General features: G+C 34.9%; 11 protein-coding genes. 4 read left to right on the forward strand and 7 right to left on the reverse strand.

Going from position 1 to position 15,054, the window contains the following annotated elements:
• Complete coding sequence (locus HOG71_08455; protein ID MBT5990874.1) at window positions 1-2,340, forward strand: T9SS type A sorting domain-containing protein; 2,340 nt, start codon at window positions 1-3, stop codon at window positions 2,338-2,340.
• On the opposite strand, the gene HOG71_08460 is transcribed toward HOG71_08455, so the two are convergent.
• The 4 genes from HOG71_08460 to pheS are packed head-to-tail and all read right to left on the reverse strand — an operon-like array spanning window position 2,337 to window position 6,029.
• Entirely contained in the window at window positions 2,337-2,558 is a 222-nt protein-coding gene (locus HOG71_08460; protein MBT5990875.1) for a hypothetical protein, read from the reverse strand. The two genes, HOG71_08455 and HOG71_08460, sit on opposite strands and share 4 nt — an antisense overlap.
• A 34-nt stretch (window positions 2,559-2,592) precedes the next feature.
• Window positions 2,593-4,005 (reverse strand): hypothetical protein, encoded by a 1,413-nt coding sequence (locus HOG71_08465; GenBank protein ID MBT5990876.1) that lies wholly within the window; start codon window positions 4,003-4,005, stop codon window positions 2,593-2,595.
• Window positions 4,002-5,030, reverse strand: coding sequence for a zinc-binding dehydrogenase (locus HOG71_08470; protein ID MBT5990877.1), 1,029 nt, complete (start codon window positions 5,028-5,030; stop codon window positions 4,002-4,004). Before HOG71_08470 ends, HOG71_08465 begins: the two co-directional genes overlap by 4 nt.
• A complete protein-coding gene (pheS, locus tag HOG71_08475) occupies window positions 5,031-6,029 on the reverse strand; it encodes a phenylalanine--tRNA ligase subunit alpha (GenBank protein ID MBT5990878.1) in 999 nt (332 codons plus the stop codon). It abuts the gene before it with no gap.
• 207 nt (window positions 6,030-6,236) lie between these two features.
• Between pheS and HOG71_08480 the strand changes: the two genes are divergently transcribed.
• Window positions 6,237-7,100, forward strand: coding sequence for an RNA polymerase sigma factor RpoD/SigA (locus HOG71_08480; protein MBT5990879.1), 864 nt, complete (start codon window positions 6,237-6,239; stop codon window positions 7,098-7,100).
• A 37-nt stretch (window positions 7,101-7,137) separates the two neighbouring features.
• Here the strand turns inward: HOG71_08480 and HOG71_08485 are convergent, their stop codons facing one another.
• Window positions 7,138-9,120 carry a glycosyltransferase gene (locus tag HOG71_08485; protein MBT5990880.1) on the reverse strand — a complete coding sequence of 661 codons (1,983 nt, stop codon included), beginning with the start codon at window positions 9,118-9,120 and terminating at the stop codon, window positions 7,138-7,140.
• Window positions 9,121-9,125: 5 nt separating this feature from the next.
• On the reverse strand, window positions 9,126-9,731 hold the full coding sequence (gene recR, locus HOG71_08490; GenBank protein ID MBT5990881.1) for a recombination protein RecR: 606 nt from the start codon (window positions 9,729-9,731) through the stop codon (window positions 9,126-9,128).
• A 277-nt stretch (window positions 9,732-10,008) separates the two neighbouring features.
• Here recR and HOG71_08495 point away from each other — a divergent pair, with 277 nt between their 5' ends.
• A complete protein-coding gene (locus HOG71_08495) occupies window positions 10,009-11,748 on the forward strand; it encodes an OmpA family protein (GenBank protein ID MBT5990882.1) in 1,740 nt (579 codons plus the stop codon).
• 19 nt (window positions 11,749-11,767) lie between these two features.
• Here the strand turns inward: HOG71_08495 and HOG71_08500 are convergent, their stop codons facing one another.
• Window positions 11,768-12,322: an RNA methyltransferase gene (locus HOG71_08500; GenBank protein MBT5990883.1), complete on the reverse strand. Its 555-nt coding sequence runs from the start codon at window positions 12,320-12,322 to the stop codon at window positions 11,768-11,770.
• 97 nt (window positions 12,323-12,419) lie between these two features.
• Here HOG71_08500 and mutS point away from each other — a divergent pair, with 97 nt between their 5' ends.
• Window positions 12,420-15,002 carry a DNA mismatch repair protein MutS gene (mutS, locus tag HOG71_08505; protein ID MBT5990884.1) on the forward strand — a complete coding sequence of 861 codons (2,583 nt, stop codon included), beginning with the start codon at window positions 12,420-12,422 and terminating at the stop codon, window positions 15,000-15,002.
• Window positions 15,003-15,054 lie beyond the last annotated feature (52 nt).

Here is a 15,054-nt window from a genome sequence, read left to right on the forward strand (position 1 = left end):
ATGAAATCAGGCTTATTTGTTATTTCATTATTGACACTTCTAATACATGGAAGTTTACAAGCTAATAATGACACTTTACGGATGCACGATCCTGAAAATGTTTTAACGAACTATTATAATACAACAACCCATCCCAATCAGCTAGCCCGATTTGACCTCCCCAAACCTGCAATAATTAAAGGTTTTGAAATAACCTTAATGGGTGAGGCAGGATCAACAGTAAATCTGAATTTTTTAGGCCACGAAGGTGGGGTGGCTTTGATTAGTTTGAAAAACAATATTGTTCCTACAATCACTGTTACAAAGTTGCAAGATGGCAAAGAACAGGTTTATGTTGCTTTGGATAGTCCGTTCATAAAAATGAATAACACACAGTTCTTCTTGCTTTTTAATGCTTTTAATGGAGCCGGTATTGTAACCGACAGAACCAATCATCCTTATAGTTGCAAGTCAAGTTCAGGTGGAGATTATTACTATCAGTATGGGATAAATAATGCCGGTGAATATCGTTTACTTTCAAATTTTAATCGGGCATTTGCAATTGATGTAATTTTGGAATATCCAGATAAAGAATCACAGCAAATATTCCTGGATGTTACCTTAACAGCTGGAATTGACGAAAATCTTTCTAATTCAACTATTGCTGCTGCGGATTACAATGATGATGGGTTTGTTGATTTACTGATCAGGGGCAGGCTATATAAGAACTTAAAAAATGGAAATTTTGAAGATGTTTCCCATCAGCTTGGAATAGTTAATCCCTATTCTGCGGTTGTGGCAAATGCATTTGTTGACAACGACAATGATGGCGATTTAGATATTTTTCTTTTTGGTTCAGATACCTCCGTATTGCTTATTAATAATGGAAATATATTTACTGAAATAATTCTCAATTTTCCTGAATTTAAAGCTTTTCTTTCCTTCAGCTTTGCTGACATTAACAACGACAACTATCCTGACCTATTTGTTTCACAACTTTGGAAAACATATCCAGAACCAGAGCTTAACTATTTCTTTTATAATACAGGAAGCAACAATTTCACAGATAATACGAATGTCATTTACCCTGAATATGATGGAAACTGGAACTGGCCTGGCCGTACATGGGATCCTGCCAATTATGTTGTAGAAAGAAACCGCAATAGCAGGGGGTCTCAGTGGATAGATTTCGATAATGATGGCGATCTTGATTTGTTTGTTACCAATTATTTCCTTCAACCGGATGAGTTTTATAGAAACAATGGTGATGGGAGTTTTACTGATATCTGTCAGGTTAAGGGAATTGATAAAAACAATACCGGCTCAAATCATGGAACTGGAGTTGACTGGTATGACTTTGATAACGATGGCAATCTAGACCTATTATTACCCCAATTTGCTCACCCCAGATTTATTGGCGATTATGACCATCGTGGCACCACAATTTATCGTAACAAGGGTGCGCCAGATTTTGAGTTTACTGATTTGATTGGACAATATAATAATTACTCCGGCTTGAAATCAGATATTGGCTTTGAGCTGGAAGAAACACATGCTGGAGGAGCCTGGGGAGATGTTAACAACGATGGCCTTGCCGATGTTTTGCTCACCGTATTTTATGGTTGCCGATACATTGATATGTATGAGCAGCAAGAAGACAATTCATTTAAATTAGAAACTTTTAAATATGGCTTGTCGGGCATTAACACCGGAACAGATTTGGTTTGGTTGGATTACGATAATGATGGACGACTTGACCTGGCTGGTGCAATTGCAGGAAAATTCAGGCTTTTTAAAAACAACCAATACAATAGTAGACGATGGATTGAATTGGATCTAAAAAGTAAAACAGCAAATAAATATTCAATAGGGGCTCGTGCCAGTGTATATGTTGATGGTAAAATATTAACACAGGAAGTTTGTGCTGGTAGGGGTCAAAAAATGCAAAAACCTTATCGTCTACATTTTGGTTTAGGTTATAACCCTACTATCGATTCAATAATGGTCACATGGCCAACACAGCCTCCCATTAAGGAACGTTTTGATAATCTTAATGTAAATGAGATTTACACCTTGACTCAAGGCGGACAGGTTTTTAATAGTATTGAAAACTTGACAAAAGACCAAACAGAGATAAGAGTCTATCCCAATCCTGCATCATCCAAGCTTTATGTCTCAGGACAGGATATAAAAAGAATTCGTATAATGAGCACAATAGGCCAAATGTTATTAAATATTTCTGTGAACAACATAAACCCAGTTCAGATTGATCTTTCAGCTTTTAAAAATGGAATGTATGCACTAGAGATAGAAACTGAAACAGATCGTGAGCTCCGATTCTTTATGGTTAACAAACCCTAGTCTACCTCTTCGTAATCAGTGTATTCAATTTTATTTTTACCTCCCTGACTACTATTTTTGTTTTTGGGAACATATTTAATGAAGGTATCCCCTTTTTGCTTTCTCGATCTATTTTGATCTACTCTTTGCGAATTCTTAAATTGTAATAGAACAAGTATCGCTTTTGCGAAACGGTAAATAACCCAAATGGATAGTATGGTTAGAAGAACTTTAAACACTTTTCTTAATTTTGACTACAAAAGTATGAATTTTTCACTTTTTCATTAATTCCCAATTGGGAAGATTTTTTCGAATTGACCACTCTTTTGGGTAGAAGTTACTTAGTCTGCTTTTATTATTTTTTAAAAAACCCAAGTTGCAGCCTTTATACTTGGCTATAATCCAACCCAGTGGTAAGTTGTTCGGATTAATGCTTGTCTCCATCTTTTTTAAGTAATGCAAGGCATCTTTCAATTCTAATTCAACAAAGGGAAAATCCTCCTTCATTAAATTACTCATTGCCAAATCATGACTTGGGATAAAATCACCAGATTTCTTGTTAAAACTGCCGATATATGTTCCTTGTAAAACAATATTCAGTTTATATGCAGCAAGTCCAATTTCATTTAAATAACGCGTTGGTAATGCATAAATTCTATCCAAATGTTGCCGAATTTGAAAATCCTTATTAGGTTTAACAAAAACATTTACTTTTTTCTGATCAATATTTGACAAGCCTTTAAAGAGTTGGCTATTTCTTTTTTGTTTGGGCAAATCAGATTGCATTCGACTACTTACTTTAAAAGCAGCAATAAACATCCCTTCACCCCTGATTTTGTGAGGATAGCAACGATACACTTCTTGATTTTTCTCGTCAAAATGAAGTACATTTTCCTTCACGACACCCCATTCATCTTTCAATTGAATAGTTATAGGCTGTATAATTGATTTGTATTTCTTATAAAACCATTTGACAATCTGATCATTTTCCTCTTCAGAATAGGTGCATGTTGAATAAATTAATAGACCATTATTTCTGACTAGTTTAATGGCTTCATCCAAAATATCTTTTTGGCCAATAGAACATACAAATGCCTTATTTTCAGACCACTCCTGTAAGGCTCTATTATTCTTTCTAAACATCCCTTCGCCCGAACAGGGCGCATCTACTAAAACAATATCAAAAAAAGCGTTGAATGATGCATATGATGCAGACCTGTTTGAAGTGACAACAATATTTGAATTCCCCCATTTAATCAGATTCTCTTTTAATATTTCAGCTCTTTTCCCAACCAATTCATTACTGAAAAGAACACTATTCTTAGACATTTTTGAAAGCAATAAAGTGCTTTTTCCACCAGGTGAAGCACATAAGTCCAAGATTTTTAAATCTTTGGAAAAATCTATTGCATGAGCAAAAAGCATTGAAGAAGATTCCTGCACATAATATGCACCACCGTGAATCAATGGATCAAATACAAACTCAGGTCTTTTGTTTAGGAAATAGCCGTGTTCATTCCAGGGAATTTTTTCTTCTTGAGCAAACTGATTTGTTGGTTTTTGGGGATTTGTGCGAACTGAAATAATGGACTCTTGACTTAATGATTCTAAAAAAGATGGAAACTCCTTATCTAATTTGAGCGTCATCCTTTTGATAAAACTTTTTGGAAATCCCTCTTCTTTCATATTGACCAATTTACAACCACCTTACCTATTGACTTCCGACTTTCTAATAAATCGTGAGCAATAGCAATATCATTTATATGATAACTTGCTCCAACATGCGGACTCAATTTTTTCTCTTTTACAAGATTAACCACTGCATTCATGCTTTTATTCAAAAGGTCAGGTCTATTTTCAGCAATGCGAAGCAAATTGACGCCCAAAACCGACTTTGACGACATGATTAAAAAAACGGGATGAAGAAATCCAAATCCAAATAGCAAACGCATGTTATTCAGAAAACCCTTTTTTCCCTTCAGTTGATCAGAGGCTCCATAGGTAATTATTCTTCCTCCATTTGCCAAAACCGACTTGCTTTTCTTGAAATTTTTGCCTCCAATTGGATCAAAAATCACATCTAGCTTTCTGTTAATATTAAGCTTTAAAACCTCTTCCTCAAATAGATGGTCTTTGTAATTTATTGGAAAGTCAATGCCCGATTTTTTAATAAACGCTATCTTTTCAGCGGAGCTGGTAGTTCCATATGTAACACAACCTCTAAGCTTTGCAAGCTGTGTAAGAGCAATGCCTACACCTCCTGCTGCAGCATGAATCAATACGTGGTCGTTTTCCTGTAAATTTCCCAAAATATAGGCAGAATAATAAGCTGTTGCATATTGAGTGGCTAAACAAGTAGCAACTCCATTATCCATTTCTTCTGGAATTACAACAGCAGCCATTTCTTCTGTTAAAGCATATTCAGCATAACCTCCAAAACGAGTTAATCCAACAACTTTTTGCCCAACTTTCAATGTAGTAACCTCAGTCCCTAATTTCTCAATATGACCAACCACCTCATAGCCTAATATGCATGGATTTGCTGGCGCTTCCCCATACATGCCTCTTCTGGCAATCACATCGGCAAAATTGAGTCCGAATGTTTCTACCTTTACCAATACCTCTGTTCCTTTTGGCTCAGGAATAGCCGTTTCTCTGATTTCAAAAACATCTGAGGAATTCCCATATTTTGTAAGAAATACTGCTTTCATTTATCTTTCTGCTATAAACTGTTCCAAAAACCGAATATCATTTTCATAGAGCACACGAATATCTTTTATGCCATATTTTAACATCGACATTCGCTCGATGCCCATTCCAAATGCATATCCAGTATAAATTTCTTGATCAATTCCACAATTTGATAACACATTAGGATCAACCATTCCACAGCCAAGAATTTCCATCCATTTGCCATCTCCATTTTTTGCCCGAATATCCATTTCAGCACTGGGCTCTGTAAAAGGGAAAAAAGAAGGTCTGAATCGAACTTCAAAGCTATCACCAAAGAATTGCTTAACAAAATAATACAATACTTGTTTCAAATCTGAAAAGGAAACCTTCTTCTCTATATAAAGTCCCTCAATTTGGTGAAACTGTACATGCGATTTATAGGATATCGTCTCATTTCTGTAAACCCGACCAATTGAAATTGTTCGAATAGGTGGTTTATACCTTTGCATTTCTTGAACCTGAACTGAAGATGTATGTGTGCGCAATAAAAAATCGGGATCCCTTTGAATGAAAAAAGTGTCCTGCATATCTTTTGCGGGATGATCTGCCGGAAAATTGAGTGCGGTAAAATTGTGCCAGTCATCCACAACCTCAGGACCAACAGATTGTGTAAACCCAATTCGGGAAAATATATCCACTATTTGGTTTTTAACAATAGAAACCGGATGCCGCGAACCCAACTTAATAGCTGGACCATCCAAAGAAATATCTATATTATTATACGTATCTTCTTGCTCATTATCTTTCAACTTCTCCTGAAACTCATCAATTTTTAAAGTAACTAATTGTTTAAGTTCATTGAGCGGTTTCCCAATTTCTCGCTTAATATCAGCATCTAAATTTTTGAATTTTTGAAATAAATCTTGAATAATTCCTTTTCTACCCAAGTATTCTATGCGAAAAGCCTCTATTTCAGACATCTCCTTTGGCTCGAACGTTTCGACTTGTTTTACTAATACTTTTATCTGCTCAATCATTATTTATTAAATTCTTTATTTGTATAAATGAAAACTATTTATATATTTGCAGCCCTTTTCAATTTGCTATATGAATAAAATAACTAGCAATATCCGCATAATTTATTTCCCCACACTAAGTAAAACTGTATTAATTGGAAGAATTTTTGCTTGTAAATCAGAGCAAAAATCCCATCAATCATTTAATTTGTAATTTAAGGATATAATATGAGACAATTAAAAATTAGCAAACAATTTACAAACCGCGAAAATAAGTCTTTAGATAAATATCTCAATGAGATTTCGAAAGTCGAGATGATTACACCAACTGAAGAGGTGGAATTAGCTATACGTATCAAAAAAGGAGATCAGAGGGCTTTGGAAAAGCTTGTAAATGCTAATTTACGTTTTGTTGTATCGGTTGCAAAACAATATCAAAACCAAGGTTTAACTTTAGGTGATCTGATTAATGAAGGGAATATGGGCTTAATTAAAGCCGCTCAACGTTTTGACGAAACCCGTGGTTTTAAATTTATATCTTATGCCGTATGGTGGATTCGTCAATCTATACTGCAAGCTTTGGCTGATCAATCCAGGTTGGTTCGCTTGCCACTGAATAAAGTTGGATCATTAAGTAAGATTTCAGCAACATCTGTTGCATTAGAGCAAAAATTTGAAAGAAAGGTAACTGATTTTGAAATTGCCGATCAGTTGGAATTAACTCCACAGGAAGTTGCTTCAACACTTTCGTCATCAAGCAAGCATTTGTCAATAGATGCACCTATTAATGAAGAAGAAGATGCAAGTTTATTAACCATTCTTCCAAATGACCATGAGCCTGAACCAGACAAAGGTTTGATTCATGAATCGTTGCAAACAGAGATTTCAAGAGTTGTTTCCATTTTATCTGAGAAGGAAAGAGAAATTGTTAAACTGTATTTCGGTTTAGAAGGAAACCCACCTCATTCATATGAAGATATTAGTGACAAAGTAAAACTAACCCGTGAGCGCGTTAGACAAATCAAAGAAAAAGCGTTGAAGAAACTTAGGAAATCAACAAAAAGCAAAATCCTGAAAGCTTATTTAGGATAATAATCAGCGAATTATATTTTATGAACTCGGATACTATTTAGTTTCCGAGTTTTTTTATTCCCCTTTTGAGAATAATCAGGTCTTTTTTGACAGAATAGTCTCTGGCATAAAGTAAGTTCAGTTCATTCAAGTCTTCGCTTGACAAAGTTGTATTTGATTTCAAGAAAGCTGTTGTTAGAATTGAAGGTTTTAAAGCCGGAAGATCAACAATTCTAGCATTGGTAGTATATCCAACAATGGTTTTCCTGCCTATTAATACATTGAATATATTCTTGAAAAACGCTTTCTTATTTTGCTGCTTCAATATAAAAAATACAGAGCCAATTAGAAGAAGAAAGGAAAATCCGATATCAAAAAAGCGCTTATTCACTTTACTCCTTCGAGTGGCCAATTCCAATCGAATATCAATCGTATAAAGGTCTCCTGAATTATTCTTGCTGTGACTCCCAATAATAAAATAGCTTTCATCAGGTGCTATTTTATAGACAACATCTTTATTCTCCAACAACGACATCGTTTTAATTATTCGAGAAGACGGAATGTCTTTCCCGCAGAAAATCAATTCATCGACCTTATGAATTTTAACGATTTCATTAATTTGCTCAATGTTGCCCAAGTAATTTAGCCCTTTCTTGTCATTAAAAACAGGATATACAAAACCAACAAATCGATGTTGCAGGCTGCTTTTCTGGAGAAGGTTATGTACGCGTTCTCCCTCTTTAACTGAACCTATAATTACAATTCTATTTTCTCTGGTAAAGGTTAGGTTAACGTTTTTGTTTTCAATATATGATGCAACAATACGGTTGATATAGGTAATAATAAATGAGGTGAATGTCCCTAAAATTATTATCGCTCTTGAAAATCGAAAAGACTCTTCAAAAAACGCATAAAAAGCTGATATTGTTAAGGTTCCAAGCAACACTCCTCTTAAAATATTCTTTGGAAAAAAAGGCTTTCGATATGCTTTTGTTGAAAGGAGGCTTAACATCCAGATTAATATGTAGATGGGGAAAATATATAAAACCAGTTCTTTGGGGTATGGCCTTCCATGGCCAAACTTTAAATTCGATTCCCAGATCAGTTTAACAATGTAAAGACCACCAAAGATGGTTATAAAATCAGCAATTGGCAGAGCTGCCTTTTGCAAAACGCGTCTGAATATTGAAATTGAGGCCCTAAAGTAAATGGCCAAATTGATTAAAAAAGAAAACAGCTTTGCATTTTTACTGGAGAAGTGCTTGCTGGCAAAAATTATCATGGCTCGATAAAAGGTAAAAACGTAGTTTACACTACTTTTTTTTGTGCTTTCTCCCTTATAATGTATGATCTGAGTAAGTGGGAAATAGTAATTTTTATAACCTGCTTTAATTATCCGATAAGATAAATCAATGTCCTCTCCATACATAAAGAACGACTCGTCTAAAAATCCGATCTTATCAATTACTGATTTTCTAAGTAGCATAAATGCACCCGACAGCACCTCAACTTCATTTATCTCATTTTTATCAAGATAACCCAAATGATATTTTCCAAATTTGCGAGATTTAGGGAAAAGTGCCGATAAGCCAAATATTTTATAAAAAGCCGTCTTCGGGTTTGGAAGTCCTCTCTTCGATTCCGGAAGAAAGGCTCCAGATCCATCTATCATTTTAACGCCTAGTCCTCCTGCATCTGGGTGCTGATCCATGAAGGTAATAATTTCAGAAAAAGTAGTCTCTTCAATTACTGTATCAGGATTCAATAACAGCAGGTATTCGCCTTTTGCAACTTCCAATGCCTGATTGTTTGCTGCAGAAAAACCTTTATTTACATCATTTTTAAGGAGTATGACCTCTGGAAACTTTTCCTCAAGCATGGATATCGAAGAGTCTACAGAGTTATTGTCGACAACATAAACCTCAGATGAGAAATTTTCGTTTATGGTTGCCAATTGTTCACAAGCTTTTCTGACTGAGAGAAGGCATTGCTCCAGAAAAAACTTTACATTATAATTAACGATGATTACGGATAGCTTCATTTGGTCTATAAAGTATAGTTTGTTCTGTTAACAATTGATCTGCCGAGTGTTACTTCATCTGCAAATTCCAATTCTCCACCAATTGAAATACCCCTGGAAATTGCTGACACCTTGATGTTTAATTCTTTTAATAAATTGGAAATATAATACATAGTTGTGTCGCCTTCCATAGTCGCTCTTAAAGCAAAAACAACTTCTTTTGGTTTATCTTTTCTAACTCGATCTACAAAAGAGTCAATCTTTAAATCTTCAGGCCCAATTCCATCAATTGGTGAAACAACTCCACCTAAAACGTGATAAAGACCATTAAATTGCTTAGTATTCTCGATTGCAATTAAGTCCCTATGATCTTCAATTATGCAAATTACATTACTTTCTCTATTATTATCACTACAAATATGGCACAATTTATTATCTGAAATAGTATGACATTTTTGGCAAAACTGAATATCTGTTTTCATTCGAAGAACAAGTTCTCCCAATTTTTTAACATCCTCTTCTTCTTGCTTTAAAAGACTTAATACCATTCGTAATGCAGTCCTTTTGCCAATTCCGGGTAATTTTACAAAAGCATCTACTAGTTCCTTGATTATATTTGAGGGATATTCCATGATCTATTTCTTGCTGCAAAGATCATAAGAATTATTTATTTCAAAGTTAATATTCGAAAAGCGCCATAAGAATTAAAAATAAGCGGAATACGCGCTTTATATTAAATTATTTGTAATATTGAATTATTATTCAATTCCCTTTTGAATAATAATTTGGTAGAAATAGTTATCCACACTTATTGTGATGGCAAGTTGCACGTATGTTTTTTATACTTAATGATATAGTGAATTTCTTGTTAATAAGTGTAATAATTTGATAATTAAAAAAGAGAACAAAATGAAAACAAAAACATTACTTTGTCTCATGGCAATTCTGATGACATCATTTATTGTCATAGCTCAGGAAGATGAGAAGCCAGGAAAGATTAAAAAGAAAACTGTAAGCCAAAAAACAGCAATTAATAAATCCTGGTCAATTGGTGTATTTGGTGGTGTTCCAATTGTTTTTGGCGATGTGAATCCCGAATACATGGCTTATGGCTACGGTATTAATATCAAAAAGGCGGTTAGCAATAACCTGGAATTGCGTTTTCAAGCATCCAATGGATTTGCTTTTGGTGTCGACAGAAAATACGCCAATGCCAATATGATTCAGAGCAATCCTGCATTAAATGGGGTTAATGATGCAGCTATTAATTTTTTCAACAATCCCCCTACACCAGCATACACTTACTACAATTATAAGATGACATTTTACGAAGCAAACTTTCATGTTGTCTACAATTTTGCTTTCAACGATTTTCGCATGAAAGAAGACCCTCGTGTTAATTATTTTCTATTTATAGGGGCTGGTGGGCTCATGTTCAAAACATATACAGACCAACTTAACAGTTTTGGCTCTCTATATAGTTTTAGCACAGTATACAATGATTATGTAGCGGGAAATATTAATCAATCTGAATCTCAGGACAGAGTATCTGCCATGTTGGATCGTGAATACGAAACAGCAGCTGATGGCAATCCTGATGGAAACGGATTTGCACCAGATCCACAATTTTTAAGTCATACTATGTTGGCCAATATCAATGGTGGAATAGGTGTACGATTCAAATTGGGGAGCAGAATAGATTTATCCTTAGAATCCAAGGCTTCTTTTTGCGACAATGATTTGTTAGATGGACAGAGGTTTGACAGGTTAACTTATGGTTTATCAGCTAATAACGACATTTTACTTTTTACCACACTAGGAATCAATATTAGACTAGGTGCCTTGAACAATGTTTATTGGTTTGACAACCCTGCTGCCATGCATTATAAAGTGACTCTTGAAAATAAAAGAAAAATTTCTTTGCTTAGCAGTGATATTGACAATGATGGTGTTTCCGACTATTTTGACAAAGATCTTGAAACTCCAGAAGGAGTGAAGGTTGATGTAAATGGAAAAGCTTTAGATACTGATGGAGATGGTATTGCTGATTATCTCGACAAAGAACCATTTTCAGATGTAGGCGCAATTGTTAATGAAGAGGGGATTTCAATTGACACCGATGAAGATGGTGTTCCTGATCATCGTGACCTGGATCCAAATACTGACAAAGATATGCTTGTGAATTTCCAGGGTGTACCCATTGGAGGTAAAGGCTCAATGTCTGGTATCCGTGGTGGATCTTTGGGATTTTTACCTGCCATATTCTTTTCATTTGACAATGCTTCTGTTAAAACAGAATTCCTTTCCCACTTGAGTCTGGTTGCTGAAGCAATGAAGAATAATACTGGTGCTAACTTACGTGTTATTGGCTATACTGATCCTGTTGGTTCTGCAGATTACAATCATTCCTTAGGACTAAGAAGAGCTCAGGCTGTTATTAATTTGCTCAGTTTGCAGGGTGTTGATGCTTCTCGATTCGAAGCTGTTAGCAAGGGAGCAACAGAGCCTTTAACAGATGTCAGATCTGCTGATGCCAATAGATTGAATAGAAGAGTCCAGTTTGAAATTATTAGCGGTTCCATTGAACCTCCAGTCGATACTGACATGGAAGAATCAATTGATGATTTTGAAGAAGTACCTACTGAATAATATCAAATTAAACAAATAATTACAGGCCTTCCTTTGTGAAGGCCTTTTTTTTGAGATGTTGGTAAACATGATAAATCATGATGCCTGCTGCTACACTTACATTTAAAGAATGTTTGGTGCCTTCCTGTGGTATTTCTACACACAAATCAAGTAAGTTCATTATATTGTCACTAATTCCCGAAACTTCATTGCCAAGAATTATTGCATATTTTATGTTCTGATTTGGAATAAAATCTTCAATTTGAATTTGTTTGTCAGCTTGCTCCAATCCAACAATATGGTAATTATCTTCTTTAAGATTTAATATTGTTTGATAAATATCTTTTGAATACTCCCAAAAAACCGATTCCGTTGCGCCTAAAGCTGTTTTCTGAATATCCCGATGCGGAGGCTGTGGTGTAATACCGCAGAGAATAATTTTTTCAATAAGAAAAGCATCCGATGTTCGGAATATAGATCCAACATTGTGCATGCTACGAATGTTGTCCATAATGATCACAACAGGCAATTTTCTCCTTAATTTATAGTCTCCAATGCTCGGTCTTTTCAGTTCTGTTGTTTTCAGCTTTTTCATTCAGCTTTATTATTTTAATTTTGAAATTCTTTAAGCAAAAGTAGTATAAAAAATAATTCACTTGGGAGCAAAAAAGAAGATTGAGGAAACACCTCTTATGAAGCAATATTTTGCCATTAAAGCAAAACACCCAGATGCAATTCTTCTTTTTCGAGTTGGCGACTTCTATGAGACTTTTGGTGAAGATGCAATTAAGGCTTCAAAAATTCTTGGGATTGTTTTAACAAAAAGAGCGAATGGTTCCAGCCATGTTGAGCTTGCTGGCTTCCCACATCATAGCGTTGATGTCTATTTACCGAAACTAATCAAGTCGGGGCATCGGGTAGCGATTTGTGAACAGCTTGAAGATCCGAAAACAACTAAAAAAATTGTGAAACGTGGTGTTACTGAAATGGTTACACCGGGAACTTCGATCAGTGACAAAATTCTGGAGAATAAGGAGAATAATTTCTTAGCATCTATTAGCTTCTCACAAGGTACAATCGGACTGGCATTTGTTGACCTCTCAACCGGTGAATTCTTGCTAACTGAAGGGGATGCTGATTATGTTGAAAACATGGTTAACACCTTTAATCCTTCTGAAATTATTTATTCAAAGAGCAAACAGGAGGTTTATAAGCAGCTTTTTAATTCAAAAAGATTTACTTTTTTACTCGAGGACTGGCTTTTTAGTTTTGATTTTGCTGAAGAAAAATTGCTCAATCATTTCAAAACAAAAAGCTTAAAAGGATTTGGAATTGACAATCTTCGAAATGGTGTTTGTGCAGCCGGAGTAATTCTTCATTATTTATCTGAAAATAAACATGATCACCTCAAGCATATAAACCAAATAAGTAGGATTGAAAGGGATCGTTTTGTTTGGCTAGACCGTTTCTCAATTCAAAATCTTGAACTTTTGACAAGCATCCAAGTAGGAGGAAAATCTCTTTTTGAAGTTTTAGATCAAAGCCTAACACCAATGGGAGGGCGCTTGCTTCGAAAATGGATGGTTATGCCATTAAAGGATATTCACGCCATTAAGGATCGGCAAGAAATCGTTAAGATTCTGCTTAAAAAAGAAGATTTATCAAGTAACCTTAGTGAAATTCTCTCAAAAATGGGTGATTTGGAAAGGCTCATATCAAGAGTTGCTCTACGAAAAGTAAATCCCAGAGAAATTTTGCATATCGAAAAGTCACTAGAGGGAGTTGAACAAATTATTTCTTTGCTAAAAAAGACTAATTCCAGCCCACTCAAAAAGATTTCAGACAAGTTAAATCCATGTTTAGAAATAAGAAAGAAAATACATGAAACACTTGAAGATGAACCTCCTGCTCAAATTAATAAAGGAGATTTAATTCGTAAGGGGGTTTCTGAAAATCTGGATGAACTGAAAGAATTAAAAAAATCAGGAAAGGATTACTTGGTAAAGATTAGAGAAAGAGAGCTTGCCAAAACAGGAATAAGTTCTTTGAAAATTGGCTTTAATAATGTTTTTGGGTACTATCTCGAGGTAACAAATTCGCATAAAGACAAGGTTCCTGAAGAATGGCATCGAAAGCAAACTCTGGTGAATGCTGAACGATACATTACAGAAGAGCTGAAGGTTTATGAAGAAAAAATCCTGAATGCTGAAGAAAAAATCCTGGCAATTGAGCAAGATATTTACCAGAAATTGGTTTTCGAACTCTCTGATTATATTCAGGCTATACAACAAAATTCATATTTGATTGCTAATTTGGATTGCTTGCTTTCCTTTTCAACACTTGCGAAAAAAAATAATTACTCGCGCCCGGATATTGATGAAAGCTTTGTGATTGATATTAGAGATGGCCGACACCCAGTTATTGAAAAAAGTTTAAAAGAAGGAGAGGAGTACATCCCAAACGACATCTACTTAAACAACAACAACCAACAGGTTGTCATACTTACTGGTCCAAATATGTCTGGTAAATCTGCTGTATTGCGTCAAACAGCTTTAATTGTACTGATGGCTCAAATAGGATGTTATGTTCCTGCAAGCTCAGCGCGTATTGGTATAATTGATAAAATATTTACCCGAGTTGGTGCTTCCGACAATCTTGCTTTAGGTGAATCTACCTTTATGGTGGAAATGATAGAAACAGCAAGTATTCTGAATAATATTTCGAACAGAAGCCTGATTGTGCTTGATGAAATTGGTAGAGGAACCAGTACTTATGATGGAATTTCAATAGCATGGGCTATCACCGAATTCCTTCATCACAATAAATTCAAGCCTAAAACAATATTTGCTACTCATTATCACGAATTGAATGAAATTGCCAATTCACTGAAAAGAGTTAAAAATTTTAATGTAAGTGTAAAAGAACATAAAGGCAAGATAATTTTTCTGAGAAAACTAAAACCCGGAGGAAGCGAACATAGCTTTGGAATAAATGTAGCCCATTTAGCAGGTATTCCAAAGGATGTTGTTTCTCGTGCAAATGAAATTCTTGAAGAATTGGAAAAGCAAAGAACTGGAATGCAAAATGGAGAAGGCCTACCTTCTAACGCGCCAGTAAACATCCAACTAAAAATGTTCGACACCAGTGATCCAATTTATGAAAGGGTAAAAAATGAGCTTGACAAAATTGATATCAATGCACTCACTCCTATTGAAGCAATGATGAAACTTAATTATTTAAAAGGATTGTTAAGAAAAGACAAACAAAAAGACTAAAGATCTTTGCTCAGATCTACTTCTAAAGCTTCTCCAACATAAGAGTATGTAA

It is taken from the genome of Bacteroidota bacterium (assembly GCA_018698135.1).
Taxonomy (GTDB): domain Bacteria; phylum Bacteroidota; class Bacteroidia; order CAILMK01; family JAAYUY01; genus JABINZ01.

Excerpts from the sequence above, each read along its gene's own strand:
- recR (MBT5990881.1), bottom strand. The coding sequence starts at position 9,731 with ATGGAATATCCCTCAAATATAATCAAGGAACTAGTAGATGCTTTTGTA.
- HOG71_08465 (MBT5990876.1), bottom strand. The coding sequence starts at position 4,005 with ATGAAAGAAGAGGGATTTCCAAAAAGTTTTATCAAAAGGATGACGCTC.
- HOG71_08495 (MBT5990882.1), top strand. The coding sequence starts at position 10,009 with ATGAAAACAAAAACATTACTTTGTCTCATGGCAATTCTGATGACATCA.
- HOG71_08485 (MBT5990880.1), bottom strand. The coding sequence starts at position 9,120 with ATGAAGCTATCCGTAATCATCGTTAATTATAATGTAAAGTTTTTTCTG.
- HOG71_08480 (MBT5990879.1), top strand. The coding sequence starts at position 6,237 with ATGAGACAATTAAAAATTAGCAAACAATTTACAAACCGCGAAAATAAG.
- mutS (MBT5990884.1), top strand. The coding sequence starts at position 12,420 with ATGAAGCAATATTTTGCCATTAAAGCAAAACACCCAGATGCAATTCTT.
- pheS (MBT5990878.1), bottom strand. The coding sequence starts at position 6,029 with ATGATTGAGCAGATAAAAGTATTAGTAAAACAAGTCGAAACGTTCGAG.
- HOG71_08470 (MBT5990877.1), bottom strand. The coding sequence starts at position 5,030 with ATGAAAGCAGTATTTCTTACAAAATATGGGAATTCCTCAGATGTTTTT.
- HOG71_08500 (MBT5990883.1), bottom strand. The coding sequence starts at position 12,322 with ATGAAAAAGCTGAAAACAACAGAACTGAAAAGACCGAGCATTGGAGAC.
- HOG71_08455 (MBT5990874.1), top strand. The coding sequence starts at position 1 with ATGAAATCAGGCTTATTTGTTATTTCATTATTGACACTTCTAATACAT.